The organism is Reichenbachiella ulvae, from assembly GCF_025833875.1.
GTDB lineage: Bacteria > Bacteroidota > Bacteroidia > Cytophagales > Cyclobacteriaceae > Reichenbachiella > Reichenbachiella ulvae.
This window is the reverse complement of record NZ_JAOYOD010000001.1, coordinates 3,498,713-3,517,558: the sequence shown is the minus strand read 5'-3', so window position 1 is coordinate 3,517,558 and position 18,846 is coordinate 3,498,713. Positions and strand designations below refer to the sequence as shown.

General features: G+C 42.3%; 14 protein-coding genes and 1 tRNA gene. 11 read left to right on the top strand and 4 right to left on the bottom strand.

Annotated features, from left to right (window positions below; all coding sequences use genetic code 11):
- The first annotated feature begins 4 nt into the window (after positions 1–4).
- From nusA to N7U62_RS14085, 3 genes are all read left to right on the top strand, one after another.
- Positions 5–1,249 carry a transcription termination factor NusA gene (gene nusA, locus N7U62_RS14095; protein WP_264138627.1) on the top strand — a complete coding sequence of 415 codons (1,245 nt, stop codon included), beginning with the start codon at positions 5–7 and terminating at the stop codon, positions 1,247–1,249.
- A gap of 36 nt (positions 1,250–1,285) precedes the next feature.
- Positions 1,286–4,186, top strand: coding sequence for a translation initiation factor IF-2 (infB, locus tag N7U62_RS14090; RefSeq protein ID WP_264138626.1), 2,901 nt, complete (start codon positions 1,286–1,288; stop codon positions 4,184–4,186).
- A gap of 277 nt (positions 4,187–4,463) precedes the next feature.
- Positions 4,464–4,537: transfer RNA gene (locus N7U62_RS14085), tRNA-Arg, on the top strand.
- Positions 4,538–4,570: 33 nt separating this feature from the next.
- Here N7U62_RS14085 and N7U62_RS14080 read toward each other — a convergent pair.
- Positions 4,571–6,466 carry an ATP-binding protein gene (locus N7U62_RS14080; protein WP_264138625.1) on the bottom strand — a complete coding sequence of 632 codons (1,896 nt, stop codon included), beginning with the start codon at positions 6,464–6,466 and terminating at the stop codon, positions 4,571–4,573.
- A gap of 499 nt (positions 6,467–6,965) precedes the next feature.
- Here N7U62_RS14080 and N7U62_RS14075 point away from each other — a divergent pair, with 499 nt between their 5' ends.
- The 5 genes from N7U62_RS14075 (at position 6,966) to N7U62_RS14055 (ending at position 9,948) form a co-directional block, all read left to right on the top strand.
- Positions 6,966–7,343, top strand: coding sequence for a BlaI/MecI/CopY family transcriptional regulator (locus N7U62_RS14075; protein ID WP_264138624.1), 378 nt, complete (start codon positions 6,966–6,968; stop codon positions 7,341–7,343).
- Entirely contained in the window at positions 7,336–8,268 is a 933-nt protein-coding gene (locus N7U62_RS14070; RefSeq protein ID WP_264138623.1) for a M56 family metallopeptidase, read from the top strand. Before N7U62_RS14075 ends, N7U62_RS14070 begins: the two co-directional genes overlap by 8 nt.
- A gap of 9 nt (positions 8,269–8,277) precedes the next feature.
- On the top strand, positions 8,278–9,027 hold the full coding sequence (locus tag N7U62_RS14065) for an ExbD/TolR family protein (protein ID WP_264138622.1): 750 nt from the start codon (positions 8,278–8,280) through the stop codon (positions 9,025–9,027).
- 232 nt (positions 9,028–9,259) lie between these two features.
- The gene (locus N7U62_RS14060; RefSeq protein ID WP_264138621.1) at positions 9,260–9,475 is read left to right on the top strand and encodes a hypothetical protein; all 216 of its coding nucleotides are present in this window, start codon (positions 9,260–9,262) and stop codon (positions 9,473–9,475) included.
- Positions 9,476–9,615: 140 nt separating this feature from the next.
- Positions 9,616–9,948: a cupin domain-containing protein gene (locus tag N7U62_RS14055; RefSeq protein ID WP_264138620.1), complete on the top strand. Its 333-nt coding sequence runs from the start codon at positions 9,616–9,618 to the stop codon at positions 9,946–9,948.
- A gap of 3 nt (positions 9,949–9,951) precedes the next feature.
- On the opposite strand, the gene N7U62_RS14050 is transcribed toward N7U62_RS14055, so the two are convergent.
- Entirely contained in the window at positions 9,952–12,150 is a 2,199-nt protein-coding gene (locus N7U62_RS14050; protein WP_264138619.1) for a DUF6851 domain-containing protein, read from the bottom strand.
- A gap of 186 nt (positions 12,151–12,336) precedes the next feature.
- Here N7U62_RS14050 and N7U62_RS14045 point away from each other — a divergent pair, with 186 nt between their 5' ends.
- Both N7U62_RS14045 and N7U62_RS14040 read left to right on the top strand, forming a co-directional pair.
- A complete protein-coding gene (locus tag N7U62_RS14045) occupies positions 12,337–12,684 on the top strand; it encodes a PadR family transcriptional regulator (protein ID WP_264138618.1) in 348 nt (115 codons plus the stop codon).
- Complete coding sequence (locus tag N7U62_RS14040; protein ID WP_264138617.1) at positions 12,681–15,260, top strand: ABC transporter permease; 2,580 nt, start codon at positions 12,681–12,683, stop codon at positions 15,258–15,260. The genes N7U62_RS14045 and N7U62_RS14040 overlap by 4 nt, the downstream gene beginning before the upstream one ends.
- A 50-nt stretch (positions 15,261–15,310) precedes the next feature.
- Here the strand turns inward: N7U62_RS14040 and hslV are convergent, their stop codons facing one another.
- Together hslV and N7U62_RS14030 are read right to left on the bottom strand one after the other, a co-directional pair.
- Positions 15,311–15,862 (bottom strand): ATP-dependent protease subunit HslV, encoded by a 552-nt coding sequence (hslV, locus tag N7U62_RS14035; protein WP_264138616.1) that lies wholly within the window; start codon positions 15,860–15,862, stop codon positions 15,311–15,313.
- A 199-nt stretch (positions 15,863–16,061) separates the two neighbouring features.
- Positions 16,062–17,693, bottom strand: coding sequence for a pyruvate dehydrogenase complex dihydrolipoamide acetyltransferase (locus tag N7U62_RS14030; protein WP_264138615.1), 1,632 nt, complete (start codon positions 17,691–17,693; stop codon positions 16,062–16,064).
- Positions 17,694–17,877: 184 nt separating this feature from the next.
- On the opposite strand from N7U62_RS14030, the gene N7U62_RS14025 reads away from it, so the two are divergent.
- A complete protein-coding gene (locus N7U62_RS14025) occupies positions 17,878–18,840 on the top strand; it encodes a YheT family hydrolase (protein WP_264138614.1) in 963 nt (320 codons plus the stop codon).
- Positions 18,841–18,846: the final 6 nt, after the last annotated feature.

Below are 18,846 nucleotides of genomic sequence, written 5' to 3'. Positions count from 1 at the left end.
TAAGATGGATAGTTCTGTATTAATAGAATCGTTTTCGGAATTTGCTAAAAGCAAGAACGTCGATAGACCAACCATGATCAGAATACTGGAAGATGTATTCAAGACGATGATCCGAAAGAAATTTGAGTATGATGATAATTTTGATATTATCATCAATGCTGACAAAGGTGACCTTGAGATATGGAGGTTTAGAGAAATCGTGGACGATAACTCTGAAGATATTTGGGATCACGACAAGATTAGTTTGACTGAAGCGAGAAAAATTGAGCCAGATTTTGAAATTGGAGAAGAAGTAGCTGAAGAGGTGAAACTGCTCGATTTTGGTCGTAGAATGGTAATGACGGCTCGTCAGACTTTGATCCAAAAAGTAAAGGATCTGGAGAAGGATATCCTTTTCCAAAAGTATAAGGATTTGGTAGGCGAAATCATCGTAGGTGAGGTTTATCAGGTGTTAGGAAGAGAAGTGCTTTTGATCGATGCAGAAGGAAACGAATTGACGATTCCAAAATCTGAGCAGATCAACAAGGATAGATATAGAAAAGGTGACTCGGTAAGATCGATCGTAGACAGAGTAGAGATAGTGAATGGTAATCCTCGTATTATTCTTTCAAGAACATCTCCTACTTTCCTTGAGAGATTGTTCGAAAGCGAAGTGCCAGAAGTATACGATGGTTTGATCACGATCAAAAAGGTGGTAAGAGAGCCAGGTGAGCGTGCCAAAGTGGCTGTAGAGTCTTACGATGATCGTATCGATCCGGTAGGTGCCTGTGTGGGGATGAAAGGATCTCGTATCCACAGCATCGTGCGCGAATTGCAAAATGAAAACATTGATGTAATCAACTACACTGAGAATATGGATCTTTACATCTCAAGAGCCTTGAGTCCAGCAAAGATCACTAGTATCAAAGTAGAAGAAGAAAGTAAAAGAGTTTCTGTTTATCTCAAACCAGATCAGGTGTCTTTGGCCATTGGTAAAGGCGGTCAGAACATCAAATTGGCTAGCCGATTGGTAGAGATGGAGATAGATGTATTTAGAGAACTGGACGGTCTGGAAGATGAGGATGTTGCGTTGAGCGAATTCTCAGATGAGATCGAAGAGTGGGTATTGGAGGAGCTTAGAAAGATTGGTTTGGATACTGCGAAGAGCGTATTGAATCTTTCTATCGAGGAGCTACAAAGAAGAACCGACCTGGAAGAAGAAACCATCCAGGATATACTCGACATCTTAAAGCAGGAATTTGAACAATAATTAAGGAATAAGAATAGAAGGATAGTAAATTAGCATATGGCAGAAGGTAAAATGATTCGTCTCAACCAAGTGGCCCGCAAACTGAATGTGGGTATAGACACTGTCGTTGAATACTTGAATGGGAAAGGCTATGAGGTAGAACGTAGCCCGAACACTAAAATAACGTCCGAACAATACGCATTACTATCTAAGGAATACGCAGATTCTGCGCATGAGAAGGAAGAGGCTTCTGGTCTGACTATTGGTACCAAGCAAACTGAAAATGTTGTTATCAAAGCTGGTTCTTCTACCGAATCAGAAGAGAAGAAGGAAGAGGAAATCCTGATCAAAGACAATACTGCTGATACTTCTACTCCCGAACCTGCCAAAGTGGAGCCTAAGAAGGAAGAGCCTGTCAAGGAAGAAAAGAAAGAGGAATCTGTGAAAGCAGAGGCTGAGAAACTGCAAGGTTTTAAAGTAGTAGGCAAGATCGACCTTGACGAAAAAGGGAATAGAAAGAAGGAGGAGCCTAAGAAGGAAGAACCTGTCGCGGAAACTCCGAAGAAGGAGGAACCAAAGAAGGAAGAACCTAAAGTAGAAGCTCCGAAAAAAGAGCCGAAGAAAGAGGAACCTAAAAAGGAAGAACCTAAGGTAGAAGCTCCAAAAGCAGAAGAGAAGAAGGCTGAAGAAAAGCCCGCTCCTGCAGCTCCTAAGAAAGAAGAGCCTAAAGTAGTAAAGGCTCCAGAGGCACCGAAAAAGGAAGAGTCTAAAACCATTGAAGCAAAGGCTGATTCTCTGAGAGGATTGAAGGTTTTAGGGAAAATTGAACTCCCAGCGGACAAAAGAAGAGATAAACCAGTGGCTTCTTCAGATGCCAAAAAAGAGGGAGATAAGAAACGTCCAAGAAAACGCATTAGCAGAAACAAACCACAAGGAGGTCCAGGTTCTGGACCAGGTGCCGGTGGAGGACAACAACGCGGAGGTGGAAGAGACCAAAGAGGCGGAGGAAAATTCAATAAAGACAAGAAGAAAGTTGTTAAGGAAGAACTTACTGATAAAGAAATTCAGGATAAGATCAAGGCAACTTTGGCTAAGCTAAGTGGAGGTAAAACCAACACGAACGTAAGCCGATCAAAATATAGAAAGGATAAACGTACTGCAGCAGCTGAGGCTCACGAAGAGAGAATGCAGCAAGAGCAGGAAGAGTCTAAAATTCTAAAAGTGACAGAGTTTATCTCTGCCAATGACTTAGCTAGTTTGCTTGACGTCTCTGTCAATGATATTATCTCAACTTGTATGAGTTTGGGTATGTTCGTTTCTATCAACCAAAGACTGGATGCTGAATCTATTACGATTATAGCAGACGAATTTGGTTACAATGTCGAATTTACCACTCAGGATGATGAGGTAGATGTTGCAGAAGAGGAAGATGCGGATGAAAATCTTGAAGAAAGAGCACCGATCGTTACGATCATGGGACACGTTGACCATGGTAAAACTTCTTTGCTTGACTTTATTAGAGATTCAAGTGTAACTGAAGGAGAAGCAGGGGGAATTACCCAGCACATTGGGGCCTATGATGTGAAAACATCATCTGGCAAACGCGTAGCATTCCTTGATACACCGGGTCACGAGGCTTTTACAGCGATGCGTGCTCGTGGTGCTAAGATTACGGATATTGTAATTATCGTAGTTGCAGCGGATGATGATGTGATGCCTCAAACGAAAGAAGCAATCAATCACGCACAGGTGGCAGGTGTGCCTATCATCATTGCGATCAACAAAATAGATAAACCAACAGCTAACCCTGACAAAATCAAAGAAGCACTATCTCAGAACAACATTCTAGTTGAAGATTGGGGTGGTAAATACCAGTGTCAGGAGATTTCAGCGAAGACAGGTCAAGGTATCGAGGACTTATTGGAAAAAGTGCTTTTGGAGGCTGAAGTTCTCGAGTTGAAAGCTAATCCTAATAAGAAAGCAGTAGGATCTGTCATAGAAGCCACACTGGATAAAGGTCGTGGGTATGTTACCACTATGATGGTACAGTCAGGTACTATGGAAGTCGGTGATGTGGTGTTGGCTGGTTCTTACTTCGGTAAGGTGAAGGCCATGTTTGACCACACAGGAAAAAAATTAAAAAAAGCAGGTCCTTCCACACCGTTGCAGATGCTAGGTTTGGATGGTGCTGCGCAGGCGGGTGACAAGTTCAACGTAATGGACAGTGATCGTGAGGCGAGAGAAATCGCAACCAAGCGTGAGCAGATCCAGAGAGAGCAAAGCATCCGTACGAAGAAACATATTACCCTGGATGAAATCGGTCGACGTTTGGCTATCGGTTCATTTAAGGAACTGAATGTGATTGTAAAAGGTGATGTGGATGGTTCTGTAGAGGCACTTTCTGATTCACTCTTGAAACTATCTACCAATGAGGTTCAGGTAAACATTATTCACAAAGGTGTAGGTCAGATTTCTGAATCTGATGTGCTTTTGGCCTCTGCGTCTGATGCGGTAGTGATTGGTTTCCAGGTTAGACCTTCTGGTGGAGCGAAGAAAATCGCTGAGAAGGACGAAATTGAAATCAGACTATACTCTATCATCTACGATGCGATCAATGATGTGAAAGACGCTATGGAAGGTCTATTGGCACCAACTGTAGAGGAAGTAATCACGGGTAACATTGAAGTGAGAGAAGTGTTCAAGATCTCGAGAGTGGGTACTGTAGCAGGTTGTTATGTAACTGATGGTTATGTGAAACGAGCTAATCACATCCGATTGATTAGGGATGGTATCGTGACTTATGAAGGAGAGATTGGACAATTGAAACGTTTCAAAGATGACGTTCAGGAAGTGAAATACGGGTACGAGTGTGGTATCAGTATCAAAAACTTCAATGACATCAAAGTAGGTGATGTGATAGAGGGATACGAGAAGCGAGAAGTAAAACGATCACTTTAATTGTGAAAGGATGGAGCTAATCCATCACTTAGCTAGTTTTCTGTTTTATGCTTCCATGTTCAGTCTATTGATAGGATTGATCTATAAACCATGGGTAGTACTCTGGTGGATGGATAAGCAAAATAGAATGATGGTGATTCAATATTACGGATCAGTTGCGATAGTAAGTTTCTTGATAAAATTTCTCACAGAATAAAGGGACTTTTTAATAGAGCAAGTATATTTGCAGCTCGAAAAAAGGAACCGAGAATCAAAAGAGATTCTTTAAAGATAAATTGGCCTCCTAGCTCAACTGAATAGAGCACTTGATTACGGCTCAAGAGGTTTCAGGTTTGAATCCTGAGGAGGTCACAAAAGCCTGGGTATATCCCGGGCTTTTTGCATTTAATGGGTCAAGGGTAGAAAAACCTTTACTTTGGTTCCCTCTCCTTCTTCACTTTCGATTTCCAGCTTTCCTTTATGCTCCTTGATGAAGGAGTAGGAAAGGGATAGGCCCAGACCGGTGCCTTTTCCTGGAGGCTTTGTGGTGAAAAATGGGTCGGTTAGCTTTTTCAAATCTTTCTTTTTTACACCCATTCCGTCATCCTCTATTGTGATCCATACTCCAGCTCCGGTTGGGTTGGCACTTACTTGAATATTTCCTTCATCACTGATAGCATCACTGGCATTGTGGATCAGGTTGATGAATACTTGATGGAGTTTGCCTACATTTCCAGTGATTTTGGGGAGGTCAGTGTGATAATTCTTTTCTACTTCGATTCTAGATTTTATCCTGTTATTTAGGAGCAACAGGCAGTTGTCGAGGATTTCTGGAATATTGCATTCCTCATCCAATTCCTCCCTGGTTCTACTGAACTGGTTGAGTCCTTTTACAATATCTATGGCTCGGTCTGCTCCGATTTTAATACTATCTAGTAACTTGGCCAGTTGCTCATCCTCTTTCAAGGGCTCTTTCAGAAAGATCTGAAGCCCCCTATATCCACCCATAATAAAATTGAGTGGATTGTTGATTTCGTGTGCAATTCCTGCAGTCAGTATACCTAATGAAGCCATTTTTTCGGCCTGAATGAGTTGGGCCTGGGCATCCTGAAGCTCTCTCATGGTTATTCTGAGTTCTTCATTTGATTGGCGGAGCTCAGCAGTTCGCTCATCTACTAATTGCTCTAGATTGTTTCGGTAAGCTTCCAGCTCTTTGGCTATGCGTTTGTCTTTGGTAATGTCACGAAGTACAGCCTGAACGTATTTTTCACTTCCAAGAACTACAGCATTGAGACTGACCGATACATCGAATAGCTCTCCATTGGGTCGTATATGCTGCCAATCAAATACGATGGCTTCTCCTTCTTCTACTTTAGCGAAGTAGCGCGCAGCTTTAGCTTCAGAAGTCTCTCCATCTGGTTGAATTTTGGGACTAAAAAATGCAGGGTGCTGGTCTAAAAGATAATTGGGTTCGCACTTGAAGAGTTCAAAGGATTTTTTGTTGCAATCAAAGAATAAGTGGTCTTTTATTAGAATGATGGCATCATTGGAGTTTTCATAAAGCACTCTGTATTTTTCCTGATTGTCTGCTATAGTTGCAGATTGCTCCTCGTTTTGTTCGAATAGCAGTTTGTTGGTATCTAATTGTTGTTTTAGATTGAGTTCTAGCTCTTTTTGCTTGCTAAGGTCGATGAGGGTGCCAGTCATTCTTAGCGCTCGTCCATCATCTGAAAAGTTCACCACTTTTCCTCTCAACTGAAACCAAACCCACGATTGATCTTTGTGTCTGATGCGAATCATAGACTCCAGAAGCGGAGTTTTTTTCTTAAGATGGTCGATGAATTGAGCCTTGGATGCTTTCAAGTCTTCAGGGTGAATCAATTCCCCCCATTTTTCTAATGTGATCGGGTTTAACTCAGAAGGTTTGTATCTCAGGATGTCGAACCATGATTCTGATATGATCAATTCATTTCGATCAAAATCTAAATTCCATAAGCCTGCCTTGGTAGCATCTACTGCCAGCCTGAGCTTTTCTTCATTTTGTTCTAGTTCGTCATTTTTTTGTTTTTGAATAATGGAGTAGAAAACAAAAGCAAATAGGACGGGAATGAGGGCACCCAGAATATTTTCAAATTCTTCACTATCGATGAATAATAAAACAAAATACCCAAATAAGAGTAGCAGCAAGCCTCCAAATAGAATGCTATCGGTTTCTTTGATCTTATCTCGATTTTTGATCAAAATAACAAAAGAGATAAAAATCAGGGCGATTGATAGGGTATCTAAGATGCTCTTCAACATTAATCTTGCGTTTTCGAATGAGTCGAGAGTGTTGATTTCCATATCCAAATTAGGATCATGATAGAGGCGGTGGTGTAGAATCCATGTTCGATATAATCGAATAACACTGGAAAAAAGAACCCTTCAGCAATAGTGACCCCCCACGCTATCAGGAAGAAGATATAGCTTAGGTAAAGATAAATCCAATATGGTGTTTTGGATAGTGTCTTATAATAGGCAATAGAAAATATGAGGACGATGCATCCTATCAGGAACATCAGTACTTCGTTTTCTTGAATCATAATTACGCTAGAAAGGGATTGGCATTTTTATTACCAAAAGATAAACAGATGTAGGAATTAATTGGTTAATTGATAGTGAAAAAGATGGTTTAAGGGAAAATTATCATCTTAATCTGTCTCGTAAACTTAATGATAAGTTGAAAAACGTAATAATAAGTTGTTAAACTTAAAAATAAGTTATACTATTGTTCTGCTGATTCAAACTAACTCATCGAGCAATGACGACACTTACCAAAGCAGAAGAGAAAATCATGAAGATACTCTGGGAGATAGGCGAGGGGTTCATCAAGGACATCCAGGCCGAATATCCCGACCCAAAGCCTCCATATAATTCGGTATCGACTATTGTAAGGGTGCTGGTACAAAAGGAGATCGTAGGTTTCAAGGCCTTCGGCAAGTCTCACCAGTATTATCCTTTGGTATCGAAGGAGGCCTATCGCAAGGGACAATTGTCCCGTTTGGTTTCGGACTATTATAACAATAGTTTGAAGCAGGTTGTCAATTTCTTTTCGGAGAGCAAAGAGCTGGACGAAAAGGAGCTGGATGAGGTAATGAATATGCTGGAAGATCTAAAAAAGTCCAAGAAGGATGCTTGAGTTCAGTTGGTATTTGCTGGAAGCCAGCTTGGTATTGAGTGTGCTTTATGCACTTTATGCTTTGCTGTTGAGAGGAGAAACCTTCTTTGGTTTCAATCGGTTTTTTTTACTGGCCATCGTGATGATTTCACTATTAGCTCCTTTGCTGAGCTGGGATTTTGTGCCAGAAAAGGAAGTCGTAGTTCGTAGGCCAATAGAGCAAGTTCGAAATATGCGCCAAGGCTATTTTGAGGCTTTGGGTGATTGGTATTTTGAAGCTGCCAGTTCGGAACAGGAGAGTGAACGACAGGTTCATACACCCATTATTCAGCAATGGAATTGGAAAGCAATCTCAATTTATTCTTTGTTTACCATCTACCTATTGGGCGTTATGGCCGTTTGGTCTCGTCTGGGCTGGATGCTTTACGGGCTTTATGCTTTGCGCAAGAAGTTTCCGAGCAGAGAAGTAAATCATGTACGAGTGGTTGAGCTACCGGATCGATCAGCGCCCTTTTCATTCCTTCAAACTGTTTTTGTGAATAAGGAAGTGATTGGGACGCCGGCGTTCTATCAAATTATGGCGCATGAGCAAGTGCATATCCGGCAGAGGCATTCTATTGATTTGATTACAGTACAAATATTGGCAGCTGGACTTTGGTTTCACCCCCTGGTCTGGCGTTTGTTGAAATCCTTAAAAACTACACATGAATACATAGCAGATAAACAAATGATATCATCGGGTCACTCTTTGGTTGAGTATCAGTCCTTGCTCTTGAGTCAGTTGATCAGCAATCAATCCTATGGGTTGGTACACAATTTCAATTTGTCATTCATTAAAAAGAGAATAACCATGATGAAAATAAAACAATCAGGATGGGGTGGTAGAGCCAAAGTGGCCGTCACGCTATCGCTAGCAGTCATTGTCAGCATTACATTGATGCAGTGAAATTCCAATTTGGAAGAATCAACGGAAATCGTAGAAGTGCCTTTGGAGGTAGGTAATAGTGACTTTAATCAGGGAGTTAACTTATCTGGTGTGCAGGGTGCTTATAGCTCTAATCACTTGGATACCACTAGCTGGGTGAGCATAGATATTTCGATAAACTCAGATCAGATCATGTTCAATGGAAAGATAGTTTTAGTCGAGGATCTTCAACGTCTTATTTCTGAAAATGCTTATTCTCCAAATGAAATAGTCTCTTTGAGGGTGGACGCTAATCAAACTATGGATGTAGTAAATCAGGTACAAATCGAACTCAGGAGGTTGAACATGCGGAAGATAAATTATATAACACAGAACCCTAAGGGAGGAATGGTTCAGTCTAGGTGGTTGCTTATGCCTTCTGTTTTTACCATCCCTGACTTTGAAAAAGAGCCGAATGCTCGACAATATGTTTCAGGTATGTTTGTCAGGTTAGATAGTGAGACTATTAATGAAACTCAAAAGAAGGTGAAGGAATTTGTAGAGACTCAAATTGCTGATAATAATTCCAACTATCTCGTGGATGCCAGTTTTGTATCTAATAGCAGGTTTGTTGATTACTTAAATAATTTGCTTCACCTTCAAGAGGCTTTTGACCAAATTTATGAGGAGCGAGCTCAAAATATGTTTAGAAAAGGATTGAATGGCCTGACAGATGAGGAGTTTAATGAAGTTAGGAAAAGGGTTCCAATATCGATTTTATTATCTTGTATTCAACCCTAAACCCCATCTCTAGAAGGGCACAAACCCTTCTAGGGTGATTTTACCCTTCCTCTTACGCGTATGTTTGCCATCTACATTTTTGAGTATTTGTTACTATTCGCGCTGCTGAGTTGCTCCAAGGCAGACACGAATACCAGTCCCGAATGGCTCTCGCGAGTAGAAAACTTGCCTAAGTCAGAAACCCCAGCTCCATCACTTCAAATTCCGCCTTTATATAGCCAGCTGAAAGATTTTGGTTCGAGCGATAGTCCGCAGAGAGCAGGCACTCATCCAGCAAGAAGAGCAGCGAATCATTAATCCGGCGCTTAGCTACTATCACTTAATCTCCGATCAGCCAGACAAGCAGTTAGAGTATCAATGCAGAAAACGAGAAGGATGGTACAGTTTGGAAGAAAAAGCACCACTCTATGATGTGGTCATGGCACAAATGGAAAGCGGTCATTATTAGATTTAATATTAGGCTTGGGTGTTAACAAAACTGAACTTTGACAAAGTTGCTTTGGTCATGGACTTTGATGCTCATTTGAAAAAAACTGGAAGGGGTCAAAGTATTTCATAAGTTTGTACCAAACAAAAGAACAACACAACATGCAAAGCCAGAAATTCATCTTTGACAATGAAATAGAATGGGAAGTAATCGACGAACATGTAAGAAGGAAAATCTTGGGGTACGACGATCGTATCATGATGGTCAAGGTAGAATTCAAAACGGGTGGTGTCGGTGCGGTTCATGATCATCCTCATACACAAGTGACTCATGTAGAAAGCGGGGCTTTTGAACTCACTATGGGTGATGAAACCAAATTGTTGAAAACGGGTGATGCTTTTTTTGTACCGCCGAATACTCCGCATGGAGTCGTATGCAAAGAAGCTGGCGTACTGATCGATTCTTTTAGTCCCATCCGTGAGGACTTTCTTTAAAAGCTAAAGTACAAAGATTTTAAATCCCTCTTTGTAGGCTTTGGTTTGAACTTTCACAAAATAGACCCCCGGGGTTAATGTTTCGGTATCTATTTTAATGGCCTGAACGTAATCAAATTCTTTTTCGAGAACGATTTTACCCAGGTTGTTGATGAGATAGACTTTCTTGTTGAGATCATCAGGGTGATTCAGTTGCAAAGTCAATTCGTGTTGTCCATTGATGCCTATTGGATTAGGTCCATAAGTGAATCGCTCCTCACTAGGAATGGGTTGGGAGGAAATGTCTCCATTGAAATATTTTTCGGCTAATTCGAAAGCAGCATGTCCGATTTTATACCCCATTATTCTACCATTGATATCATCAATAGGTGGATGGATGCCTCCCCATATTCTGGATAAACTACATTGATCCGAAGCATCTGCATATTTGGCCCATTGCAATGTGAGATCTTGACTTGGCCCTTCTTCGAAGACCAGGAAGTCATTTTCTGGCGCATGAAATTCGCCCATCCCTCCAGGGAAATATTCACTGCCGGTGATCAATGACATGAGTTCTGCTGCAGCACGAGAAAAAGTGGAATGGCCCGATACATACCCCGCAAATGGCGGAGTGACGAAGTTTGGCCGCTGGTAAGGTTGCCATCTGGTGGCTGGGATCCAATCTACCTGCGTTTCTTCATTCATGCCTGGATAGTAGACTCCTGGTACTTTCCAGGTTTTGATTTTTATCTCATTGTCAAAGTCCCCGAATTCATTGATTGGGTCATTGGGTCTAATTAATTCGATATGACCCGGTACGAGAGGGATACCAGCCGGGTGGTAATTAGGAAGAGCTGGATCGGTGGATTGTCCCCTTTCTGCCATGGACCGGATGGCCGAAATGGGTCGGACATAGTCGTAGTACCCTTTCGCTCCCCATGCAGCTACGGCCGCATCGTGCACGGCTCCACCGAGAGCAAAATAGGATTTTACGTTCCATTCCAGCGGATCCATTGGATCATTCTGCCCCTTGTATTGCCTCTCAAAATCCGAGTGATCATTGACATAATTGAGGACGACAAACCAGTGACCAGGTGGAGTTTCCGAATCCGGCCCGTCTGCCCAAAACTCAGCTAAAACCCGACTATAATCACCTCTAGGTACGATCTGCTGTTCGTAAGGCAGTCCTGTTATGGGGTTGATGTCGTACCCTGGGCTTACGTCACCGCCGTTTTCTAAATCATAAAAACCAGGAAGCTCTTCTATACTTTGTGGCAATTGATCGAAAGGGAAATTGCCTATAGAGGCTGGCGAGATATCCCATAGCACTCCATCCTCTGGATCATGGTGAGAAGCCCAGCGAGCTACGAGTGTGAATGCCCATTGATAGGCTTGCATGTCGTTGGATTCTGGATTCAAATTTAAATAGGCAGGTTCGCCCGGGTCGTGATAAAGGAGGTATTCATGCCCGTCTCTTGTTTTGATGGTTAAGTCTTCTTCTGTGAGGGCAAATGGTACCACTTGACCCCATTCTGGCCCTACAAAATTTGGAATACCCGGCCCGGCGCTGATGCCTGATTGTCCTACGAACTCTTCGAATGCGAGAGGCTGCCATCGATTGGGGTCGGTGATGCTACTAGTGCCAAAACCATCGGGAAACATAGGGTTATTTACCGTTTCATAAAACCTGCTTTCATATCCATTGGCCTCATTGGATCCATCCTGCATACCAAACTCGATGATTTGCTCGGCGATATAGTTGCCAAGATCGGCTGGATTGCTTGTATAGTTCTGAGATGATTGATAGTCTCTATCCAGCGCCAGTCTTTGGAGGATGTTATGGGCTCTGAGTTCAATTAAGCTGAGATTTTCGATATGCTGAAAGCGATGCATGATCAAGCGATACATGGCTTGACTCATGGCTATTTCTCTTGCCTCCTTTACCGTGAGGTTGGAAGGGACAGTGGCTCCTTCGAATGGGATGTAAAACCCTCTGTGCGTTTGTCCTAGAAAGTAAGGGGTTGCCTGGTTGTCATAAGCTGCCCATGCATCATACATGGCTGCCGAAAGATGAAATAAGTTACGAGAATGAACAGTAGGTCTGGCTTGATCATTTCTGATGGCCTCCAGTATGACCTCACTCCAATCTCGAGCGATACTTTGGGAATAGATTTGCTGTGAAAAGAACAGCAGTAAAAGGCTGGTAAACAGGTGTTTTTTCATCAATAGCAAAATACGATCAAAATGGGAATGATACCAAGAAGATGTTTTTTTACTTCTATTAATTGTCCAAAATGCTTCTCCCCCCTGAGGCTTTAGAACCATTATTATTGATAATAAATCAATACCGCAATTAGGAATTAACCCCATAATTGATTTTAATTGCATAACTACAATTAGGAAACAACTATGGGGAAATATCAATTGGGAGAGTTTGAAGAGGTAGTCATGCTAACCGTTGCGGTGTTGTATGATAATGCCTATGGCGTGAGCATCAAGAAGGAAATTGAAGGTCGGCTAGATCGAAAGGTGAGTGTAGGTGCGCTGCAGTCTGCACTGAAACGACTCGAGGACAAGGGCTACTTGTCTTCTAAGCAGGGAGGAGCATCGAGCGACAGAGGGGGGCGTCCAAAACGGTTTTTTACCATTACATCTAGTGGGAAAGAAGCGATCAAGCAAACCAAGGAGATGAGAGATGAGCTTTGGAACGCCATACCTAAGCCTATTTGGAGTCTGGAATTTGCGACTGTAGCATGAGGTTGAGCCAATTCCTATTTCGAATCCTAAGGAGTTTTTGTAAGCCGGAACTGGTCGATTCGATCGAGGGTGATTTGATTGAGTTGTATCAGGAGAATCTTGAAGCCAATGGCAAATGGAAGGCACAATGGGGGCTGACTTTGGATGTGATTAGGCTTTTTAGACCCAGTTTGATTAAGTCTATGGGAGGAAGTGTCAAGTTGAATTTTTATGGCATGTTTGTTAATTATCTGAAGGTTGGTATTCGCAGTCTGGCACAACACAAGATGTTCTCCATCCTCAATTGGGTAGGGCTTTCTTTTGCTATGAGTTTGACCCTATTGGTTCTCATTGTTTTAGAGAATGTCACTCGTTTCGATAATTTTCAGGAGCATAGAGAACAGATTTATCGTGTGGCTACCCGGCAAGAAGGGGAAGGCGAGCATGTGCTTTGGGCGACTACATCGGCACTTTCTGCAGAAGAGCTGGCTCTCAATCCAGCCGTGAAATCCTTAACCAGAATCAACAGTAACTTTGGAGGATTGGTCAGTCATCAGTTTCATGAAGTGGAGGCTCAAGGCTATTTAGTAGACAACAGCTTCTTCGATGTGTTTACCTACAGTTTTTTGGCTGGCAATCCTGAAACTGCTTTGTTGAACCCAAATTCGGTAGTGTTGACTGAGTCAGCGGCTATTAAAATATTTCGAAACAAACGCCCCATAGGGAAACAGATGAGAACTGATCTAGGAGAGTTTGTTGTCACGGGTATCCTTCAGGACAGTGATCAGAATTCCCATCTCAGTTTTGATATTTTAGGATCGTACAGCACGCTCGAACATGTGGAGCGGACAGGCTGGCAGTGGTCTTTTGAGATCAGTGACTATGTCTATGTCCGGCTCGGGGAGGAAAATACGGAAGCTGATTTGGCGGTCAATTTGCTACATATTTCAAAAAAAATGAATGAGCAATCTGAAGGAGAAGAGCTGACCGCTGTCCTGCAATCCATCGACGAAATCGTATTGGGTGAGCGTAATTATCGACAGATTGGATCTGCCTTTCCGATTTTAGATACCTTGCTTTTTATCAGCATTACTTTTTTGATTTTGCTGCCTGCATGTTTCAATTATATCAATTTGTCGATTGCCCGTTCGTTGAAGCGTGGAAAGGAAGTAGGGTTAAGAAAAATCATGGGTGGCAGCAAAGGTCAGTTGATCAGTCAATTTTTGCTGGAGACTTTCATTCTTACTTTTTTGGCGGTTTTTGGCTCGCTTGTTATCGTTTCTCTGATCAAAGATGAGTTTCTTCAGATGTTGGCTTCATCCTCTCACCTAAACCGGATAGATATGTCAGCTACTTCGGTGTTGATGGCGCTGGCTGTGGCGGCTTTTACTGCCTTGCTTGCAGGGATTATTCCTGCCCTCTACTTCTCCAAACTTAAGCCACTTGAAGCGATTTATTCCAAAGCCAAGCCTGGATCATTTGCCAGTGTAGGGATGAGAAAAGGGTTGATTGTGCTTCAGTTTGCCTTGTCTTTGGGCTTTTTGATTGGTGTATTTGCTGTGGCCAAACAGTACCGACATTCGCTGAATTATGATTTTGGTTTTAACAAAGAGAACATATTGGTGGTACAAACGGCGGACGTAGAGGCTCAATTGATCAAGCAAGAGTTTTTGAGTGTGCCGGGAGTCAAACAAGTGTCTTTTGCTTCTCACATTAGTGGGGCTTTCGTTCCGATGGTTAATTATATCCGTACTGAGAAGGAATTTGATTCTCTGGTAGTTCATCAAATGTATATCGATGAAAACCACCTGGAAAATATAGGGGTGACCATAGTGGATGGAAGAAACTTTCAGGCTGATCAACCGACTCATGTGGAACAGGTACTCGTCAATGAAGAGTTTGTCAAGAAGTATAAACCAGCTGATAAGAGCCTTTCTGAACTTAATTGGTTCATAGACGATAGCCTGAATATGCAGGTCATTGGTGTGGTGGAGAATTTTAATATTTCGCCTCTTTCAGAAAAAATAGATCCTGTTGTACTCAGGTACAATCGGGATCAGTTTAGATACGCCTATGTTTCATTGCAGTCCCATGACCTGCTTGCTAGTTTGGGTCAGATTGAGGATAAATGGGGAGAGTTGTCCCCTCTATTGTTCGAATCCAGGTTTTTGCATCATCATATTGAAGAGGCCATGGAGTACTATGAGGTCATGATTAAAGTGTTTGGGTTTCAGGGATTACTGGTGATTGTTATTTCCTGTTTGGGCTTGTTAGGGATGGTGGTTTTTGCTACTGAGAGTAGGGTGAAGGAAATCGGTATTAGGAAAGTGATGGGGGCCAGTCAGGGAGAGTTGATCTGGTTGGTGAGCAAAAGTTTTTTGACTTTGCTAGTCATAGCGGTGTTGCTAGGCGCTCCTATAGCTTTCTTTTTGTTCGATTATATGCTCTTGAAGACGTCTTACTATACGGAGGGTGTGGGATATGGAGAAGTGATACTGGCCGTTGTGACAATGTTTGTGCTGGCAGGTGGGATGATCTACTGGCAGACCAAAAAAGTGGCTCAAATGAATCCCGTAGACAGCATTAGGTTGGAATAAAAAAAGGAGGCTAAGACCTCCTTTAATATTAATATTATGTCATTTTAAATTTAGCTAACGGTTTCTACTACCAGATTATGATTGGTGTAGATGCAGATGTCAGCCGCAATGTTTAGGCTTTCTCTTACCATTTCTTCAGCGGTAAGTTTATCTCCAGCGTGTTTTTTTAGAGCCAATGCAGCGGATTGTGCATAGCTGCTACCAGAGCCGATCGTAGCGATATCATCGTCTGGTTCCAGTACGTCACCTGTGCCTGATACGACCAGGATTTCGTCTTTGTCAGCTACGATCATCATAGCTTCCAATTTACGAAGGTAGCGATCAGTTCGCCAGTCTTTGGCTAGTTCGATGGCAGCACGTTTCATGTTGCCTCCGTAGGAGTTGAGCTTTTCATCCATTCGCTCCAGCAAGGTAAAGGCATCAGCTGTAGATCCAGCAAAACCGGTTACGATTTTTCCATCCTGGAGCTTTCTTATTTTCTTGACATGGCTCTTGGCCACTGTATTGCCCATGGTAGCTTGTCCGTCAGCCCCAATGGCTACTTGTCCATTGTGCTTGATGGCACACACCGTAGTTGATCTTATTTTTGGATTTTTTGACATCTCCTGTTAGATAATTAATGGTTAATTGAAAATAGTTAATCGTTTGTTTCCAAACCTAAACTTTGTCAAAATAATGCCTGGATTCATTTGCGAACTGAAAGCGTTCTGCTCTTTGACAAAAGTTATGTCAACCAAAAGGAACGAAAAAGAAAAGGAGAGGGTTGAGCCTCTCCTTTCTATATAGTCATTTCTATTTTGCTTAAATCAAGATGCGAACGGGATCTTCGATCAAACCTTTCAGTGTTTGAAGGAAAGCGGATCCTACTGCACCGTCCACTGTTCTATGGTCGCAAGTCAAAGTCACCTTCATGATGTTGCCAGGTACGATTTCACCATTTTTCACAACCGGTACTTGATTGATAGCACCTACTGCCAAAATACAAGATTCTGGTGCGTTGATGATCGAGGTGAATTCGGTGATACCGAACATACCTAGATTAGAAACAGTGAAAGTGTTGCCAGACATTTCATCTAGGCCTAATTTTTTCGCTTTAGCTTTTCCAGCGAAATTTTTCACTTCTTGCGAAATAGTAGCCAAAGATTTACCGTCAGCAAATTTCACTACTGGTACAACCAAGCCATCTTCGATCGCCATGGCTACACCTACAGACACATGGTGGTTCATGCGGATGCTGTTTGTTTCGCTAACCCACGAGCTGTTTACCATTGGGTGTTTCTTCAGCGCTGCAGCTACTGCTTTTACCACGATATCGTTGAAAGAGATTTTAACCTCTGCCATCTCATTGATACTTTTTCTAGCTTCGATGGTTTTGTCCATATCGATATCCATCGTCAGGTAGAAGTGAGGCGCGCCAAACTGACTTGCAGTCAATCCTTTGGTGATCGCTTTTCTCATCTGAGATGCAGGTACATCTTCGTAGCTTTCTACACCTACTGTTGCACTGCTAGCAGCTGGTGCTAATGGAGTAGCAGATGGTACGAAAGCTTCAACATCTCTTTTTACGATTCTACCACCATCACCCGAACCAGGGATCTGAGCAAGGTTATATCCTTTTTCTTCTGCCATTTTTTTAGCAAGAGGAGAAGCGATGATTCTTTCTCCTGAATTGCCAGTGGCAGGAGCCGGAGCGGGTGCTGCTGCTGGAGCAGGAGCTGCGGCTTTAGTTTCTTCTTTCTTTGGAGCTGGAGCAGCCTCAGCAGCTGGTGCTGGAGCAGACGACTTAGCTTCTTCTGCTTTCAACAAAGTTTCGTAATCAGCGCCTTTCTCACCGATGATAGCAATGATGCCATCGATGGGCACTCCTTTGCCAGCTTCTACAGCTTTATAAAGTAACACACCGTCTTCGTAAGACTCTAGCTCCATGGTCGCTTTATCGGTTTCCACTTCAGCCAGGATGTCTCCAGACTTCACAGTGTCACCTACATTTTTTACCCAGGCAGCGATTACACCTTCTTCCATAGTGTCACTCATCTTTGGCATTCTGATCACTTCTGCGTTGATTCCAGAAGTGTCGATTGACTCTGCTGCGGGTGCTTCAGGTGCAGGAGTGGCCGCAGGTGCTGCTTCTTCTGCAGGAGCAGATGTTTCTCCTTCGTTACCAATTGAAGCTTTTAGCTCATCAATGTTCTCGCCTTTGTCTCCGATGATTGCGATTACACCGTTGACAGGGACAGAAGCTTTTTCTTCTACACCGATATACAATAAAGTTCCATCTTCATAAGATTCGAGCTCCATAGTGGCTTTATCGGTTTCCACTTCTGCTAAAATATCTCCTGATTTTACTGTATCTCCTTCTTTTTTTAGCCAGGATGCGATCACACCTTCTTCCATGGTGTCACTCATCTTTGGCATTCTTATTACTTCTGCCATGTTTTTGATTAGTTAAAAATCGAGGCGCTAAATTAGCCTTTAATGACCCGTATTTCAAATAATCCGAAGGCTAAAATTGGAATTGTCAAAGAGCTAAATGGTATTTCGTTAAGTTTTCGAAACGAATGAAGTGTATATTTGAAAAATTCTAAATTTGACCCCTTCAACTAAGTAGTTTTTTCCAATGCCAATAATAGATCAATCCGATTACCAACGTCCCTCCTGGATGATCAATCGTCATTTGGAAACTATTCTGCCCAGTGCGGCCAGAAAAATCAAGGCTGTATCCAAACCTAAACGTTTGAGAATAGACACTGAGGATGGCGATTTTCTGGATTTGGATTGGTATCAAAATGGCTCCCGGAAGGTTTTAATTCTTTCTCATGGTCTGGAAGGAGACAGTGAGCGTCCTTATATTTTAGGGATGATTAATCGTTTTTATCCAGAAGGTTGGGATGTGATTGCCTGGAACTATCGAGGCTGCAGTGGTGCAATCAACAAGAGAGAAAGATTTTATCACAGTGGTGCGACTGATGATCTGCATACTATGGTTCAGTTCGCCGAGAGACAGGGATTTGAAAACATTTGTCTTTCTGGATTTAGTCTGGGTGGAAATTTGACCCTGAAGTATCTGGGGGAGTATGACACTGCGGACAAGATTCGGTGCGCAGTAGTTTTCTCAGTCCCTTTGGATTTGGCAGGATGTGCCAGAGAGATTGATCGCCCTCATAATTTGGTTTACTCACTTCGTTTTTTGAAATCTCTAAAAGAAAAAGTGAGACAAAAAGAAAGTCTACTTTCCGGATCTGTGGACCTCCAAAAAGTGGAGAGTGCCAAAAGCGTCTATGAATTTGACGACTATCTGACGGCTCCTTTGCATGGATTCGGTACAGCGGACAACTATTATGCACAGTGCAGTTCGGTACATTTTGTGCCTAATGTCAAGGTCCCTACGCTAGTTGTGAATGCTCAAAATGATCCTTTTCTTTCTGAGACTTGCTTTGATACAACAAATTTCGTAACATCTGATCATGTTTATTTTGAGATGCCTAAATTTGGAGGTCATGTCGGCTTTAGTTCTAAAGGCGGTGCAAAAGTGTACTGGTCAGAGCAAAGGGCATTCGACTTTATATCTAAGTATGTTTAATTTTTC